Annotated in this window: 14 protein-coding genes and 2 tRNA genes; 5 read left to right on the top strand and 11 right to left on the bottom strand. The window is 57.8% G+C overall.

Annotation, left to right across the window (positions count from 1 at the left end; genetic code table 11):
* Positions 1 to 115 precede the first annotated feature (115 nt).
* Entirely contained in the window at positions 116 to 1441 is a 1326-nt protein-coding gene (locus ACI94_RS10175) for a glycosyltransferase (RefSeq protein ID WP_066956394.1), read from the top strand.
* 82 nt (positions 1442 to 1523) lie between these two features.
* Here ACI94_RS10175 and ACI94_RS10170 read toward each other — a convergent pair whose 3' ends face one another.
* Positions 1524 to 2000 (bottom strand): Hsp20/alpha crystallin family protein, encoded by a 477-nt coding sequence (locus ACI94_RS10170; RefSeq protein WP_066956974.1) that lies wholly within the window; start codon positions 1998 to 2000, stop codon positions 1524 to 1526.
* A 413-nt stretch (positions 2001 to 2413) separates the two neighbouring features.
* On the opposite strand from ACI94_RS10170, the gene ACI94_RS10165 reads away from it, so the two are divergent.
* Positions 2414 to 3658, top strand: coding sequence for a hypothetical protein (locus tag ACI94_RS10165; protein WP_066956977.1), 1245 nt, complete (start codon positions 2414 to 2416; stop codon positions 3656 to 3658).
* Positions 3659 to 3793: 135 nt separating this feature from the next.
* On the opposite strand, the gene ACI94_RS10160 is transcribed toward ACI94_RS10165, so the two are convergent.
* A complete protein-coding gene (locus tag ACI94_RS10160) occupies positions 3794 to 4438 on the bottom strand; it encodes a phosphoribosylanthranilate isomerase (RefSeq protein ID WP_224732725.1) in 645 nt (214 codons plus the stop codon).
* Positions 4439 to 4531: 93 nt separating this feature from the next.
* Positions 4532 to 4605, bottom strand: a tRNA-Phe gene (locus ACI94_RS10155).
* A 112-nt stretch (positions 4606 to 4717) separates the two neighbouring features.
* Here ACI94_RS10155 and ACI94_RS10150 point away from each other — a divergent pair.
* Positions 4718 to 5692 carry a DHH family phosphoesterase gene (locus tag ACI94_RS10150; protein WP_066956983.1) on the top strand — a complete coding sequence of 325 codons (975 nt, stop codon included), beginning with the start codon at positions 4718 to 4720 and terminating at the stop codon, positions 5690 to 5692.
* On the opposite strand, the gene ACI94_RS10145 is transcribed toward ACI94_RS10150, so the two are convergent.
* A complete protein-coding gene (locus tag ACI94_RS10145) occupies positions 5679 to 6446 on the bottom strand; it encodes a hypothetical protein (protein ID WP_224732726.1) in 768 nt (255 codons plus the stop codon). The genes ACI94_RS10150 and ACI94_RS10145 overlap by 14 nt on opposite strands.
* 60 nt (positions 6447 to 6506) lie before the next feature.
* Between ACI94_RS10145 and metG the strand changes: the two genes are divergently transcribed.
* Positions 6507 to 8501: a methionine--tRNA ligase gene (gene metG / locus ACI94_RS10140; RefSeq protein ID WP_066956400.1), complete on the top strand. Its 1995-nt coding sequence runs from the start codon at positions 6507 to 6509 to the stop codon at positions 8499 to 8501.
* A 139-nt stretch (positions 8502 to 8640) separates the two neighbouring features.
* Here the strand turns inward: metG and ACI94_RS10135 are convergent.
* The 3 genes from ACI94_RS10135 to ACI94_RS10125 all read right to left on the bottom strand — a co-directional run bounded on the left by ACI94_RS10135 (position 8641) and on the right by ACI94_RS10125 (position 9907).
* Positions 8641 to 8715: transfer RNA gene (locus ACI94_RS10135), tRNA-Arg, on the bottom strand.
* Between the two features lie 84 nt (positions 8716 to 8799).
* A complete protein-coding gene (locus ACI94_RS10130; RefSeq protein WP_066956403.1) occupies positions 8800 to 9189 on the bottom strand; it encodes a DUF473 domain-containing protein in 390 nt (129 codons plus the stop codon).
* Between the two features lie 4 nt (positions 9190 to 9193).
* Entirely contained in the window at positions 9194 to 9907 is a 714-nt protein-coding gene (locus ACI94_RS10125) for a proteasome assembly chaperone family protein (protein ID WP_066956406.1), read from the bottom strand.
* A gap of 60 nt (positions 9908 to 9967) precedes the next feature.
* Here ACI94_RS10125 and ACI94_RS10120 point away from each other — a divergent pair, with 60 nt between their 5' ends.
* Positions 9968 to 10294, top strand: coding sequence for a DUF5611 family protein (locus tag ACI94_RS10120; RefSeq protein WP_066956409.1), 327 nt, complete (start codon positions 9968 to 9970; stop codon positions 10292 to 10294).
* Between the two features lie 375 nt (positions 10295 to 10669).
* Here the strand turns inward: ACI94_RS10120 and leuS are convergent, their stop codons facing one another.
* Genes leuS through ACI94_RS10100 form a run of 4 tightly spaced genes read right to left on the bottom strand, consistent with a single transcriptional unit; the run spans position 10670 to position 16570 of the window.
* On the bottom strand, positions 10670 to 13432 hold the full coding sequence (gene leuS / locus ACI94_RS10115) for a leucine--tRNA ligase (RefSeq protein ID WP_066956413.1): 2763 nt from the start codon (positions 13430 to 13432) through the stop codon (positions 10670 to 10672).
* A 58-nt stretch (positions 13433 to 13490) separates the two neighbouring features.
* Positions 13491 to 15374, bottom strand: coding sequence for a PINc/VapC family ATPase (locus ACI94_RS10110; RefSeq protein WP_066956416.1), 1884 nt, complete (start codon positions 15372 to 15374; stop codon positions 13491 to 13493).
* A gap of 23 nt (positions 15375 to 15397) precedes the next feature.
* Positions 15398 to 15763: a phosphoribosyl-AMP cyclohydrolase gene (gene hisI / locus ACI94_RS10105; protein ID WP_066956419.1), complete on the bottom strand. Its 366-nt coding sequence runs from the start codon at positions 15761 to 15763 to the stop codon at positions 15398 to 15400.
* A 6-nt stretch (positions 15764 to 15769) separates the two neighbouring features.
* Positions 15770 to 16570: an A24 family peptidase C-terminal domain-containing protein gene (locus ACI94_RS10100; protein ID WP_066956422.1), complete on the bottom strand. Its 801-nt coding sequence runs from the start codon at positions 16568 to 16570 to the stop codon at positions 15770 to 15772.
* Positions 16571 to 16832 lie beyond the last annotated feature (262 nt).

The raw sequence follows: 16832 nt of genomic DNA, 5'->3' as shown, positions 1-16832 counted from the left end.
GGTCTGGTGAACCTGGGCAAGCATATGGCAGGAGTGCTCCCTATACCGGGTATCTGCTTGCCCCACCGAAAGGCATTTTATTGGCTGGGGGCGTATTACCGGAGAGTGATCCTCAATGATCGTCACAGATCTCCCCAGTTGCCCGTCCCTCAAGGAATACCGGCGGATCGTAGGGGATGAGCAGTTCTCGGCGCTCGAAGAACTCGCCGATCGCTTATCCGGCAACAAGCTGCAGGAGATCAACTCGACCCGTTACGGCGGCGGTGTCGCGGAGATTCTCATATCATACGTCCCTTTCCTCAACGCACTCGGCCTTGAGACGGTATGGAGCGTCATGGAGGCCGAACCGGCTTTTTTCGACGTCACAAAGACGCTCCACAACTTCCTCCAGGGTCGCGACGGATTCTCGCAGTCGATGATCGAGACATACTGGGAGGCTCAGCGGCAGAACGAAGGACTGATTGAAGACGATTGTAATGTCGTGACCATTCATGACCCACAGCCGCTCGGGCTCATAGAGTTCCTGACGACCCGGGAACTCGAGCAGAAGAGACTCCTCTGGCGATGCCACGTTCAGCTGGAGACTGTGCCTACAGAGACCGTGGGGAGCATCGGCAACATCTTGCGAAGGCTGGTCGAGAAGTATCACGCGAGCATATTCTCGAGTTTCCAGTATCTTCCGCTCTGGAACGTGCCAAGTTTCATCATTCCGCCGTTCATCGACCCCTTATCCGAGAAGAACCGCGATCTCCCCCGTTCCGAGATCGATGCCGTCCTCGCGAAGTACGGTATCGACCCGGCAATGCCTATCGTCACCCAGGTCTCCCGATACGATGTCTTTAAAGACCCGGTCGGGGTCATCCAGGCCTTCAAGAAAGTTCGTCAGAAGGTCCCCTGCCAGCTCGTTCTCGTCGGCGGTCGGGCATGCGACGACCCTGAGTGCTATATTGTCCTGCGCGAAGTCCGTGAGACGGCCGAGGATGACCCTGACATTCATGTCCTCGACCTTCCACCGGACAGCCACCGGGAGATCAACGCTCTTCAGCGTGCGTCGGATGTGATCGTTCAGAAATCCATCAAGGAGGGGTTTGGCCTGACGGTAACCGAAGGCCTCTGGAAGGGGAAACCGGTCGTCGCCGGGAATGTCGGCGGGATACCGCTCCAGATCCGCGACGGCTGGAACGGCTACCTGGTCTCGACGATCCAGGAGACCGCCGATAGAATCCTCCATCTCCTCCGGCACCCTGAGAAGGCTGCCGAGATGGGTGCGCGGGGGAAGGACTTTGTCCGCGAGTATTATCTCCTTCCCCGGGGCGTGCAGGACCACCTCACGGTCATCGACCAGATCGTCAACGGCAGGATCACAGCCCGGGACAGCGTCATCTGTTACCACCCCCAGGTGGTGACGACCCGGATGGCCGGGTGCGCTGCCTGGTACTGATGGATGCGCCCCTGCCCGGAGATCCGGTTTGTATAGCGCGACGGGCCGGTAGTATCTCCATGAGAGTGGCGTTAGCCCCCAATCACTCTATGGTGATCCTCTTCCCTCCGCGTTCAGGCGCCCCTCTCATCTTTTGTAGCCGCACCTCTAAAACACCGTTCTTGAAACTCGTCCTTGCCGACTCGTCAGTTACGCTTGCTGGCAGACGTATCAGCCGGCTCATGATTCCATTCCCACGCTCCCGGATGTAGTAACCACCAGATTCCTCCTCCACCGGCTCAGCGCGCCTTGCGGTTATCCGCAGGGTCTGCGGGTTGAGCAGATTGAGTTTGATGGTTTCCACATCAGCGCCGGGCAGTTCTGCAACAATGATCACCTCTGACTCCTGGTCGAGGATATCGACCAGGAAGTCTGTAGGATGGCCGCGGAAGTCGCGGATGCTCTCATGGGAAACAGCCGGGGCCTCCCTGCCCCGGGGATCCCTGGCTTCCCGATTATTCGTTCCCTCATCGGTGTTCCCCCTCCTGGAATCGGGGGGATTGCTTTCTCTTCCAGTCATGGCCCTCGTCTCCTGCGGTCTGGTTGTCATCGGATGGTCCGTCACCATCTAGCGCCCTCTCTTGGGCGGTTATACTTAACCCTTCGTACTAATGGGGTGGCACGTTTGTTGGGGAGCCCCCTTCATCCAGCCCCATCTCCTGCGATGTATACTTTGTGGTCTCTCAGTGCCCCGGGGTGGTGCCAGGCAGGATAACCGTCTAACTGTATACTCGTCATTGCCAGGGTGGTCGGGAACCGCATTTTACGCGGCCTCCGTTGCTGGCCGTTAGGTTTTTGTGGTGTGACCGGTATGGAAGGGGGGCCCCCAGAATCTCCAGTATGCAGGGGTGAACCCGGGGGTTTGCCGCCTGTGCCCATACCACTGGAGATACCCATACTGAAGAGTTGGCGGGGGATATGGAGGGAGACGAAATGGCTCAGTTTAAACCCTTTGATATGGAAGGCATGCCGCTCGAAGAGCAGCCCCAGTCCTGGAAGGATATGACCCCGGCCCCATACGATAAGAAGGCGGTCGACGCCTACACCCGGACCCGGGTCATCCTCATGAATGGGATCGAGAACAATGCCGTCCTCATGTCGCACGCTATTGCGCGGATGCACCCGGACCCCGAGGTGAAGAAATCGATGGCTCTGATGAGGCGGATCGACTCCCAGCAGCAGGAGGCGGTCAACTGGCTCAACCCGGCCGACCAATCGGTCATCGAGACCACTCTCGGCTACGAGCAGGTGGCGGTCGACCTCACCGCGAACCTGGCACAGAACGAGCCGGACCCGTATGTCAAGCAGACACTGGACTTTGCGCTGCTCGAGGACTTCGACCACCTCTACCGCTACGGTTGCCTCTACGACTACATCGAGGGCGGCGACCCCGAGATGATCGTCCAGGGCAAGACCGAGGTGAAGCCCGGCAGGCCGACGAGCATCGAGCACCGCCACCCCTATGACTCAATGCGCAAGCACTACGACAAGGATACGGCCGATATCAAGACGAAGATGAATTATGCCACGATCGTCGCCGCGGAGCAACAGACGATGCTCTTCTACCGGTCTCACGGGTTCATGTACCCGGACGAGATCGCGCGGCAGCTGTATGCTGAGATTGCAGAGATCGAGGAGCAGCACGTGAGCCAGTATGAAAGCCTCGGCGATCCGCGGGAGACGATGCTTGAGAAGATGGCGATTCTGGAACTCAACGAGGCATACCTCTACTACTCCTGTGCCCAGCACGAGAGCGACCCGAGGATCCGGGGGATCTGGGAGAGTTTCATGAAGATGGAGATCGAGCACTTCAACGAGTGTGCGCGGCTCTTAAAGCAGTTCGAGGGCCGGGATATTCAGGACATCATGAAGACCGACGTCGTCGAATCCCTTGTCGTCTTTGAACCGAACAAGGACTATGTCAACAGCGTCCTTGAGAACCAGCTCGATCTTGCGCCGAGCAACATGGAGTATGTGCGGATGCAGGAGCTCCCGGACGACTGGGCGAGTTTTGCCTACCAGCGGGTGGTGAACGCGAAAGGGGTCCCGAGCGAGGAAGTCGTCTCTAAAGCGGGTCCGAGCCTTGCGGAGCGCGATCAGGCGGAGAAGATCCGGAGGGTCAAGCAGGAGATGGCCCGCCGGGTCGAGAAGGGCATGGCAGCGGTGCCGGCCCGGTAAACTACTTTTTTGACCTCGGATAACCAGCCCATTCGCCGCTTCAAGCCTCTGGTAGCGTATTACCCGCAGGATCCCGGGACCAGCTTCTCGGCTGTTTGCCTCGATGAATCCGTGCGGGTGGTCTTTCATCAGCCTTCAGAGAGCGTTTCGCGCTGCACGAGCAAAAGCAAGCGTCCGCTCGGGGTTGCGGACACCGTCTTTCTTGACGCCGGTATGTACGTCGACCCCGTAGGGACGGACCTTCCGTATGGCCTCTGCGACGTTCTCGGGCGTGAGCCCTCCTGCGAGTATCACGGGGATAGATGAACGGGCTACAATCTCCGCACTGATGTTCCAGTCGTGGGGGATCCCTGTTCCCCCGAGTTTCTCGTTCGTTCTGGTATCGAGGATGAGTGCATCGGCATAGGGTTCATAGCGCTTTGCCGTCGCGATGGCTGACTCGTCCATCACATGGACGGCTTTCACTATCTTTAAGTACGGGAGGGCGTCACGGATGCGATCGATCTCGGGCGGCTCAATGGTATCCTGGATCTGCAGCGTCGTGCAGTGTGACTCCCTCACCAGTTTGATGAGGTCTTCTGTATCCTGCAGGTGAGTGACCGCGACCGGCTCGATGAACGGCGGGAGGTGTCGTATCATCCGGGCGGTCTCTGCCGGGGTTATATAATCAGAGCTCTCGTGGGTCACGCCCATGATGAACCCCATAGCATCGCAGCCTGCATCGATCGCACATTGCATCTCCGCCAGACTCGCGGTTCCACAGAATTTGATGCGTATCAAGTCTTCCCTGCCGTTTGATGGATTTGGCCTATCTTCGATAGGCGCTATAAATACACCACAATATTGCTGACTGGATTAGAACTTGAGAAAATATGCCCCCGCCCGGATTTGAACCGGGGACAACCAGATCTTCAGTCTGGCGCTCTCCCAGTCTGAGCTACAGGGGCTCCTGCCCTACAATGTTGTTTGTAGTCCCTAATAAATCCTGTGTTTCTCGTGGCGGGGGAGCAGAGGATCTTAAACTGCCTATTTATCTCTCCCTGCATAATACTATTGATGATGGACCGGAATGATCAGAAATCGAATGCTCAGGACGCAAACCTCATGAAGGCGCTCTCGGAGCGGACGGAGACCGTCGTGCACCTTACGCACAACGACCTTGATGCCGTAGGGAGCGACGCCATCCACCGGAGGAAGTACGGGGACGTCTTTACTGTCTGGTCTCCGGTCGGCAAATTCCTCGCTAATCTTGACGCCGTGGCCGGCTCTCCCGGACGCGGGAACCTTCTCAGCATATCGGATATCGGCTACCAGCCGGGCGTTGAGCAAAGGCTTGCGAAGGCGCGGTCGAACGGGTGGCGGATCGAGTGGCGCGACCACCACCGCTGGAAAGAGGAGGAGATCCGGGCCGTTGATGCGAAGACAAACCTCCTCCATATCGATGTCTCCACCTGCGCGACCGGGATCGTCGCCCGCGACCTTGCTCCCGAGGACCCGGTGGCGGTGGAGATCGCGCAGGTCGTCTGCGACTACGACCTCTGGAAGCATCAGGATCCCCGGTCGAAGATGCTCGGCCAGGTCGTGATGCAGAAAGGCTATCGCGAGTACGTCCGCGACAACCTCGTCCGGGGCACTATCGTTGATCCGAAAGTGGAGAGCGAGTACCAGCGGATCGTCCGGGAAATGGAGCAAGATATCAAAAAGAGCCTCCGGCACACCACCATCATCGAGGACGGCCGCTATCGGATAGCATTCTCCCCTCTCTACGGCTACCCCAGCGAGACGGCGCATGCCATCCGCGATGAACTCGATACCGATATCGAGGTGATCGTCTCGGGAAACGGCCGCATCTCTATCCGTTCAGTCCCCCCGGTCAGCCACCTCATTGCCCGGGAGTTCTCCGGCGGCGGTCATCCTCACGCAGCCGGAGGGACGTTTCCGTTCAGCCTCCTCGACCGCCTCCTCTTCTGGATCTTCAAGCGGAATCGACATTACCGGCGTCTTGCGGAAGTTGCGGAGACTATCGAAGAATGAAGGCCCCCTCCCGGAGGCGCTTCCAGTAATCCGGGCAGTTCTCCTCGCAGTAGCCGCCGACTTCAAGCATATCCGGGTCGGCAAGAGCGGTGGCGGCCGCAAGGTCCTCTGTCTCTGCATCGAGGAGGATCAGTCTTTTGATGTGGAACCGCTCCATCAGGTCCTCCGCCCGATTAAGATCCTTTGCCGGGAGGATGAGTCTATCCTGGTACTCGAGCAGGAGTTCCAGGTCGAAGGTCTCCGGAGCCCTCGGAAAGAAAAGGGTCTTTCTTTTCGCGAGTAAATCGAGTTCGATTGCGTCCGCTTCGTCCGCGATCAGGATGTGGCCCTGCACGCCCGCATCCCTCATCTCCCGCATGAGCCGAATGTATGAGGTCGCGATAGCCTCGGAAAAACCCTCTTCATCCCCGATATAGCCGTCACGAACACCGAGCATGTGGGGGGCGGGGAGAGAGATCCAGGCCCCCTTCTGCCTTGTCAGGATATAATGCGCATCCGCAACCACAGCAGCCGGGTCGACGTCCGGCTCACCGACAAGCACCCCGTCGATCACCCCGGGGAACGCTCCCCGCAGCCTCTCGCTGTAGAAGATACCTCCGGCGGCGGGCACCGTCACCCCCTCCTGGGCATCAATCGAACGGCCGAGCCGGTAGGTGGTGAGATCCGCCTCCACCACTTTTACCTCTTTCAGCCACCCTGTGATCTCCGGGACCGTGGGCATTCCGACCTCGGAGCCGAAAGATCGAACAGGCATCGTAATCCTTCGTGCCATGCGCTGGTATCTTTATTACCATCGCAACCAGAGTAGATAAGGATGAGTGGTAAGCCGTTGCTGGTAACGTGCGGCCTCCCGTACACGAACGGTCCCTGCCATATCGGGCACCTGCGGACCTACGTGCCGGCCGACTTTTACGTGCGCTATATGCGCCGGTCGGGTGAGGAGGTCGTCTTTATATGTGGTTCCGATAACCACGGAACGCCGATCGTGATCAGCGCTGAGCAGGAGGGTTCGACCCCCCGTGCCCTCTCAGAGCGCTATCATCAGCACTTCTACGAGACGTTCCGGCGGATGGGAGTAGTCTTTGATCGGTTCGGGATGACCGACGACGCCATGAACCACGAGACCACCCGCTCGATCGTCAAACGGCTTATCGAGAACGGCTACATCTACTCGAAGACCGTCAGCCAGAGTTACTGCCCGCAGTGTGAACGGTTCCTCCCCGATCGGTATGTGGAAGGGATCTGCCCCCACTGCGGGGCGATCGCCCGGGGCGACGAGTGCGATCAGGGATGCGGCCAGCACCTCGAGCCCGGCGAGATCAAGGACGCGGTCTGTAAGATCTGCGGCGGCAAGGCGGAGTACCGGGAGCAGGAGCACTACTTCTTCAAACTCTCGGCGTTCCGGGACTTCCTCCTCGAGTATCTCCCCAACCTCCGCGGCACGGCCACTGCCCGAAACTACGCCCTCGGCTGGGTGAAGGAACTCCTGCACGACTGGTGCATCACCCGAACGCTGGATTGGGGCGTCAAATTCCCGGGACGCGACGATCTTGTCGTCTATGTCTGGGTCGACGCGCCCATCGGCTACATATCGTTTACGAAAGAGTGGGCGGAGGCTGCCGGTGCCGACTGGAAGGACTACTGGTGCGGGGACGAGACCCGGGTCACGCACTTCATCGGCGGGGATATCATCTACCACCACTGCATCTTCTGGCCTGCCCTCCTCAAGGGGGCTGGTTACGGCCTCCCGCACGCGGTGGTCGCAAGCGGCATGGTCACGATCGAGGGCAGGAAGTTCTCAAAGTCTCGGGGATATGTGGTCTGGACGAACGACGACTACCTGGACCAGGGCCTCCCGGCAGACTACCTCCGCTACTACCTTCTCTCCTACACCAACCACACGAAAGAACTCGATTTCTCCTGGAAGATCTATGCCGAGCGGGTGAACAACGAGATCGTCGGGACGCTCGGAAACTTCATCTACCGGACGATGTACTTCGCTGAGAAGGAGTTCTCGGGGGTGCCCGACCTTGCCCCACGGCCGGTCGTCGTCGAGGAGATTGAGCGGTCGCTCTCCACGATCGATGCCCTGATGCGGGAGTACGACTTCAAGAGCGCCGTTGATGCAATGATGGCTCTTGCGTCGTTTGGGAACTCTTACATCCAGAGTAACGCTCCCTGGAAACTGATCAAGGAGGACCGGGCGGCGGCGGAGCAGGTCATAGCCGACTGCCTCCAGATTGTGAAAGCGCTTGCTCTGATCTTCGAGCCCCTGATGCCCGAGTCAATGCAGCGGGCCTGGACGATGCTCGGCTACGAGGACAAGATTGCGGATCATTCGATTGCCGAGGCAACGACGCCGGTGGGAGCACGAGCGCTCGCAAAACCCTCCCCGCTCTTTGCTAAGATCGAGAAGGAGCAGATCGCCGCTCTTGAGGCTATTCTCAATGAACGTGTCGAGAAGGCAAAAGAGGCCGCCAAACCAAAGACGCCCACTGTATCCATCGACGAGTTTGCAAAACTCGATATCAGGGTCGGACAGATCGTCTCGGCCGAGCCGATCAAGGGCTCAAAGAAACTCTACAAACTTATCGTCGATCTCGGCAGCGAGAAGCGCCAGGTGGTCAGCGGGATCGCGCAGTTCTACTCCCCCGAGGAACTGGTTGGCAAAGATGTCGCAATGATTGCAAATCTCGCACCGGCAAAGATCTTCGGGGTCGAGAGCAGGGGAATGATCCTCGCCGCCGGTGACGAGGCCTCCCTCCTTGTCCCCCTCCGGCCGGTCAGTCCGGGGACGAAGGTTAGATAACCCTTCTATTTTTTCTGTCAGCGGCGATCCCGGGTAGAAAAAGATCGATTCGCTGGTGTCGGCGAGATCTGGGACGATCCATACTAATTCCCAGCCATTCAAAGAAAAATGGTCCCTTCGGCAACGGCGTTAAAATCGACGGGCCTGGAGGGATTCGAACCCCCGGCATCCGGGTTAGAAGCCCGGCGCTATATCCTGGCTAAGCCACAGACCCACTCTGTAATACTCCCATACATTTTGGTTGTCAGGGGTTATTAACTCTTTGAGGGTCCGGGGCCCGGGAGCCCGTAAAAACGTATCAGCCGGCCCGGTAACAGGCCGACCTGATAATCTCGACTTTGGTCGGGTCACCCCATTTTCTCCCTTCAACGTCGCGGGCGATGGTCGTTCCCCGGAATTGGACTTTGATCCGTGCTGACATTCGTTCTCGTTCCTCAAAGTAGGTTGGGCCGGTGAGTTCGATCCGTTTCATGCTGATGTTGAGTGCCAGAAGGTCGACCATAATACCCGGATCTCCGGGAGAGAGGTCTTCCTCGTTGACGGACGTCAGGAAGAGGCACTCCCCCGGAGTGGCCTCGGTCAGGGTTATGATATTGTGGGCGCTGCTCAACTCAAGGGTGCGCGCCTTACCGCTCTTGAGTTCGGCGATGACTGATGGAGATATTCCGGTTAACGCTGCATACTTCATAGACTCACCCGTACATCGGCAGTTGCTCTCTTCTGGGTGCGGTCTCGGTCTTCTGTACCTGTTCTGCAATCTGGGCCATAGCCGCCTCGATCTCCACCGCCTGTTCGAGCAGCGGTTTGATATCCAGGTTGAGACCGTAGATCTTGTTTAAGACGTCGATCGTGGCCGCGGAAGACCGTGGGTCGGGGGTGTTCACCGTCTCTCCAAGAAGCCCGATGCCGGGGATACCCCGCGTCTTGCACTCCATGAGGATGCTTGCTGCAATTCCCGATATGCTTCCCATGGGAAGGATAGTCGTCTCGTCTAAGACGCGCTCAAGTATCTGCCTATTGGTTGCAACCCCAAAGACCCTCTTTTCTGGTTCGTTCGTGATGATTCCTGCGATTGTGACAATCTCCCTGATATCAAACTGAGTAAGCCAGTTCATGATGCCGTTTGCCACCTCGTAGCATATCATCGGGTGGATGGGGACATCTGAGACGATTGCCGTGAGGTGATCTTTGTCGTAGAGGCGAACGGGAGCATTGACCACACCTCTCGTCATGAGGGCGACCGGTGGAAAATATTTGCTTGTGATCGACCCGATCTGCTCAAACTCCATCTGCTCGACGAGGTACTGCAGGGCAATACTCCCGACGAGACCGCTTCCAGGAAACCCGATCAGCACTGTTTTATCGGTGCCGGAAAGCGCTCTTGATATGACCTTTATATCGTCCATGGGGATCAACCACTCACTTCCGGATTAATTTAACATAGTTGGGTGTCCCTTAAAAATATTATGCAGGAATACCAGATCAAGCGCGGATACACGAAAACTCTTGCAGAATCCATGGTTCAGGGTCTCCGTGACCAGTTTGGGGTTGAACCCACAGTGTCGGAGGATGGCCATTACATAATCTCCTACGGAGCGCTCCTGCGCCTTGAGGTCTGGCTGGGATCGGGAGGCAAGACCCTGATCGTCGATACTGAGGCGGATAAAACCGCCGACGATGAGACGATCCTCGAGACCAATCGCCGGTTCCGGAACTACCTCCAGCAGGTGACCGGGTACACGACAAAAGAACGGGCGAAGAAGGCTCAGCAGGCCGTGAAGGGGACGGAGTAACCGCTCCTCTTTTTGATCGGGCATCTCTTCTTTTTGCGGGCAATACATCCCTGCCCGCCGTTTTGGTGCAGTCGCATGAACCCATGCGTGGATTTCGGGGTGATATTACGCTTGGGGGAACGACATCCCGCAGGAATGGGGTTCGAGCACCGTTAGGTGCGAGGTGGGGTTGGCGGGGAGTGCGATGTTCTGGAGTACGACGCCCTGAAAATTTTGGTTGTTCAAGAGTCATCTACCGGACAGCGGCCTTCATTCTTATCTCATGTCAGGTCTTCTGCCCCGGCTCCATCGTCGACACTCCATGAAGCGCCAAGGAACGTGGGGGATGGGACGTTTAAAGAATCTTGCTTGAAAAAAGTAAAAAACGTGGGTGTTTTACTCGATCACTATCGCCGGCTTGAAGGGCAGGGCCCCCGACGCCTTCGGGTGTGTGCTCTCTTCAGCGTTCTGGACCGTGACCGGCACGCCGAACTCGTGCTCCAGGAACGCCCGTGCACCCTCAAGGATCGCCTGCTCATCGAGGGTCGCTTCTTGCAGTTGTTTCACGAGGTCGGGCGGCAGTTTCAGGACGAATTTCGTGATCTGCTTTGCGGCATCCGTCGCCTCGCGGCCGCGCCTGCGCATATCCTCGTTCTGCATGATATCGCGCATCACCCGGGTCTTGTCGGTCGATGCGGCGATGATCCGGAATGCCTCGTGCTTCCAGGCCGGGGCAACGAAGAGCTTGATGGACGTGGGTTCCATCGGGATCAGCTTCCGGATCGACTCAATATCCTCGACGGTCCGTGCGAGAAGCTCCTCGGCGAGTTCGACCTCCGGGCTGATCAGGCTCTCGTCCGCCACCGGCCACGGTGCAAACGAGACCATGCCCTCCCCGCCGATATCGCTCCAGAGCGCTTCACAGGTGTATGGGATGAAGGGGGCGAGCAGCCGTACCCAGGTGCGGCAGAGATCCTGCATCACGGCCCCGCCGTTTGCACCCTCGGGCAGGCGGCGGCGGTACCACTTCAGGTCGGCCTCCACGCCGAAGAACGCCTCCTGCAATGCCTGCCGGGTCTGGAACGACTCGAGCGCCGCTGAGGTGCTCATGATACGGTGCTGAAGCCTGCTCATGAGCCAGGCATCGATATCGTAGGCGCCTTCTGCAACCTTCGCCTCGTTAACGGTGTTCCAGAACCGCTCGATCTGCTTTTTGGTCGAGGAGACGAGTTCGTTACGCCAGTCAAAGTCCTGCCAGGGCTCTGCGCTTCCGACAAGGAACATCCTGACGGTATCGGCCCCGAACTCCTTCAAGGCGTCTTCGAGCAGGAAGACGTTGCCCTTGCTTGAGGACATCTTCGCCCCGTTCAGGAGACCCATGCCGAAGACCACCATGCCCTTCGGCTGTAGTTCCTGTGGGAAGAGTGCCCGGTGGTGGAAGAGCTGGAACGTGAGGTGATTCGAGATGAGATCTTTTGCCGAGAACCGGTATTCATAGGGATACCAGTAGAGGAACTCGTTCCTGATCCTGTCGAGCGTCTCCCGATCGACCGTCTGGGGGTTCCCTTTGCCGAGGAAGATGTAATCAAAGACCTCCGGCGTCAGGTTCTCCGGCGGGATGGCCCTGAGGTGATGAGAGATTGTGTAGTAGGCCATGTAGATCGTCGAGTCGGAGAGCGGCTCGATGATCCAGGTCGGATCCCAGGGGAGTTTCGTGCCGAGCCCCACCCGCCGGGTGCAGGCCCAGTCCTTCAGCCAGTCGACAGTCCTGTCGAACTCAGCCCGGACCTCGGGCGGGACGAGCGCCATCCGCTCGAGCTGGGTCTTCACCTGCTCCTTCCAGCACGGGTCGCTATACTCCAGGAACCACTGGTCGTGGAGGATCTTCACAAAGACCCTGCCGCCGCACCGGCAGATCACCTGGCGAGTATCGAACTCGTACATCGGAATGGAGCCGTAGCGCTCGATCATCAACGCCGCAACGTCATCCCGTGCCTCGCGAACCGGTTTCCCGCCGTATTTCTCAAAGACCTTCCCCCGGGAGAACTCCGCGCTGTAGATCTCCTGGGTGAGCGCCTCCATCCCGGGGTCGTTCTGGTCGCGGATGCCCGCCCGCTCGACCGCGTCCTTTGCCGGGATCTCGCCGTAGCCCTCGACGGAGATGAGCGGAATCGGCTGGATGGACGTGTACTTCCCCTGCTGCTGCAGGTCGCGCAGAGCTATGTAGTCGAAAGGCGCGTGGGCGGGAACGCTCATGACGATGCCCGTACCCATGTCCGGGTCGACGAATGTCGCCGGGAGAACGGGGACGTCGCCGCAGAGTGGGTGAGAGACGGTCTGGTCGATGAGCGCCGTTCCGGGGATGTTCTCCTTCACCCAGACCTCGTGGTCCTGAAGGCCGAGTTTCGCCGCCGCCTCGGCACTCAAGATCCACTCCTCGCCGTCGATCGTCGCCCGCACGTAGGTGACGGCAGGGTTCACCCAGAGGTTTGTCACGCCGTAGATCGTCTCGGGCCGAAGGGTTGCGCATGGGATCTTCGCGTCGCCCCACTGGAAGATCACCAGGGTGAACTTGATGATCTCGGCCTTGTCGCCCTCAAGGAGGTCGTGATCGCCGACCGGGTTCTCACACTGAGGACAGTACTTGACCGGGTGAGCTCCTTTGACGACGTGATCCTTCTCGTGCAGGTGTTTGTACTGCCACTCGATGAACTTGCTGTACTGGGGATCGACGGTGATGAACCGCCGCCGCCAGTCGATCGAGAGCCCGCACTTCTGCATCACCCGCTGATACTCCTCAGAGAAGTATCGGACGATCTCCATCGGGTCGATAAATCGGTCGAGGGTGTCCTGCGGCACCCGGTAGAGGTCGCGGTACAGCCGGATTGTCTTTTCATCCCCGTTCGCGATCCTCTTTGATATCCCGATGACCGGGGTGCCGGTGACGTGGAACGCCATCGGAAAGAGGACCTGTTTCCCCTTCATCCGCTGGTAACGGGCGATGACATCCGGAACGATGTAGGTTCGCCCGTGCCCGACGTGCATCGCCCCGCTGGGATACGGGTATGCCACGGTCAGGTAATACTTCTCCTTCTCTGCCGGATCGGCCTCGAATGCGTGCTCCCATCGGGAGATGCACTCCAGCTCGTTACTTTGCATGTCCAGTCCGCTCACTCTATGCCTCCAGATACTGGTTTTCTATCTCTTTTTCTCTGCCTCATACCGGCCGCAGCCGGATTATCTCGCCATCGTTGTAGCGCTTGATCATTTCCTGGGCGATGGTGCTGTTCTTTGCAAGGAGAATGTCGCCTTCTTCGTTTACCGTAGCCGTGAAGAGATACTCTTTTCCGGCGAAGACATCGACGATCTTGCCCTTATTCTCCGGGGAAACGATGGTCAGTTGTTTCTTGTCGATGCGTATCTTGATGCCGCCGCCAAGGTGTACCTCCTCCTCGACCGGCCGTTTTGCCTCCAGTTCGCTCCGTGGCCGAATATCGATCCCGATACCGAGTTTGTTCACGATCGCCGAGACGTTCTTGCCGCCCTTTCCGATTGCTGCAGGGACGTCCTTATCGTCGATATAGACAACAGCTTTGTTGTCGCTGATGATCCGGACCTCGACCGGACCGTTCGTATACCGCCCGATCTCGCGCTGAACCTCTTTTTCAGCAACTTTCCAGGAGACGTTCTCCTCGGGCCCGGCCGGCGGGGCGGCTGGCTGCTCCGCGGGGAGTGCCGATTCCGCGCTGGTCCTCGCCGTAAGCGGCATCACCAGGGTCTCACCCTCGTAGCGGAAGATCTCGATCTCTGGCTCCCGCCGCGAATGCTCGCGAACGACGATGACCGGGCGGACGTGGGTGTCGCCGGGCATGCCCTCTGGCGCCTTGATCGTCAGTTCAAGGTCGTAAATCTTTGAGATCTTGCCCTGAACGACATAGATGATGGTGTTGATGATCTGTGGCAGGATACTGTAATCTACGCGGTCACAGAACCGTCGGAGGCAGTCGTGTACCTCCATTGCATGCACCACTCCAACCATACCCATTCCGGCAAGGCGCATATCGGCATAGACGCTGAAGTCCTCGTTCTTGCGGATCTCGTCAAAGACGACGTAATCGGGTCGGACAAGCAGGAGAGCCTCGGCAGTGTTCATCATGCTGCCTTCAAGCGCCGTGTACTGGGTGATGTGATCGGGCACCTGCAGGTCACGCGGGGCCTCCATCGTCTTTACGATGAAGTCGTTATCGGCAAGGAACGTCGCAAGACTCTGGGCGAGCGTGGTCTTACCCGCGCCCGGAGGACCTGCTATCAGGACACCGCGCCGGTTTCCGAGAATCCGCTTCTTGATCTCCGGTGCCATATCGTAATCGTCAAGCGAGAGATCGACGAGCGGACGTACCACCGTAATCTCCATCCCGTCCGAGAAGGGTCGCCGGGCGATCGAGATCCGGAGAGATCCGATCTGGGCGACCGTAATCCCACGCTTCTCGAGTTCGATGAACCCGTCCGGGTCACGCTTTGCCCGCTCAAGAAGTTCCTGCGCCATGATCCGGAGTTCATACTCGGTCATCGGGGTATCCCGAAGAGTGACCAGGCGAATGTCCCGGAGTTTTCCGATCTTTGCCATCGGCAAAGCACGCTCTTTCAAGGTGATCGCGGTCGTCTCCTCGTCGAAGAACTGGTCTATCGAGAGCGGTGAGAAATCGCCAACCTGCGGCTTTAAGTAGACGACGTCAAGCCCTTTTGCCTTTGCAACCTCTGCCTGCACGAGGTCGCTTGTGATGAACCGGGCATCGTGCTCGATGGCGACGTTCCTGATCAGGGCGTCTATCTCGCCTCCGCTGGAGAGTTTCACCTGGTCGAGGCTCGGGCGGTCTCCGGCAAACTGGAGATCAATGATCTTTTCCTCCGACATCCGGAAGAGTTCCTGGAGTTCGGTCAGACCGGAAAATCCTATCTCCCGCCCCTGATTTGCCTGTGCCTCCAGTTCGGCGACGACGGCTTCCGGTATGATTATTGTTGCGCCCTTATATTCTCCGGTTTTTATCATCGATGTTATGCGTCCGTCTATTACGACGCTGGTATCGGGTACAATTTTCATAAAAAATCACCATAGTAATGAAGTCATTCACCCTTATTAGCGTATACCTTCTCCGGATCAAAGACTATTCCGGCGATCTCTTCACCATCGATCGTTCGGTAGAAGCATGAGGCATGCCCGGTATGGCAGGCTGCGCCGGACTGCTCAACCTCATACAGGATCGCATCCGCGTCGCAGTCGACAAGCATGCGCGAGATGCGTTGGACGTGCCCGCTCTCTTCTCCTTTCTTCCAGATCTTCTGTCTGCTCCGACTGTAGTAGTGTGCGTATCCAGTTCGTTTTGTAAGGTCCAGCGCCTCGGCGTTTGCGTAAGCGAGCATCAGAACCTCACGAGTTCGCTTCTCCTGCACGATGACAGGTACCAATCCATTCTTGAACTGTATCTCCATATTGGTTCACATTCCTGCTAGGATCTTCATGATCTCAAAGAGGATATCACCCATGAATAGTGCAGTCAGGAATCCCGCCGTGATCGGTATGATGAACGGAATGCCATACGATATCCAGACCTTGCCGGCCTTTCGGTAAAGTGCAAGTTCCTTCTGGTAGTCCTCGGGGTGCAGCCTGAGGTCTTTTGTATATCGACGTTCTCCCCGAGTCATTCGCCCAAGCGACTCCGTAAAGCCAACGAATCGTCGGACAATCTTGCCGTCCTCTTCCCTGATATCTTCCATGACAAAGCCGAACTCGTTCTGGATCTTCTTCCCGTCGACGGGAAAGCCGAGGAAGAGGCAGGGGAGCGGAGCCCGGTTCCCCTCTATCAGGTTCTTCGCGAGTATTGCAAAGGGTGCCGCGATGTTGATCAGCACGGCGTTCGTCAGCACGGTGAATGGGAAGAACCCAAGCGGTGAGATGCCGAAGTACGGCTCGATCGGAGATAACGGGATGCATGCGGTGATGATGATGAGGGCATACGCATCCGCTCCTCCAAAAAGGCCTTTAGCCTGAAATAGGTAGAAAAACCCACAGAAGACTGCGACCAGAACGAGGTAACCTGCTGCCGTCCGCCAATCTGCAAGGAGGATCTGTCCGTATACCCAGAGTGCCGCAGGAATCGCAATCGCGAGTGCTGGCCGCCAGGTTCTGTGGGGTACCCGGCGATCTCTTGCATCCAGAACAGACGCATATATGAGCGTGGCGCCTATTGCAACCGTTGCAATGATGAGCGGGATGGCGATCACGGGCGAAAGCGTCATGGGATAGTACCCTATTCACTTTTTATTTCTTATTTCTGGCGATCTCACTTCACAGCGGATCCTGGTTCTTTCTATGCGGTCTTTGGGATAAATCTGAAGGCCTTCCTTTTGGCGTGGCGATCATGGGTTCTCTCTCGGCCCTGTTGTGGCACCTTTCTTCTCCTGATTCCTTCCTGATGTAATCATACGAATCAGGTGTTTACAGTCCGTTTTATTCTTATTTTTAAGATATTATCATCTATACGCGAGATACATTTTAGCA

The organism is Methanoculleus sp. DTU007, from assembly GCF_001512385.1.
Classification (GTDB): domain Archaea; phylum Halobacteriota; class Methanomicrobia; order Methanomicrobiales; family Methanoculleaceae; genus Methanoculleus; species Methanoculleus thermophilus.
Note: the sequence above shows the minus strand (reverse complement) of the source record. Positions and strands in the feature narration are given on the sequence as shown.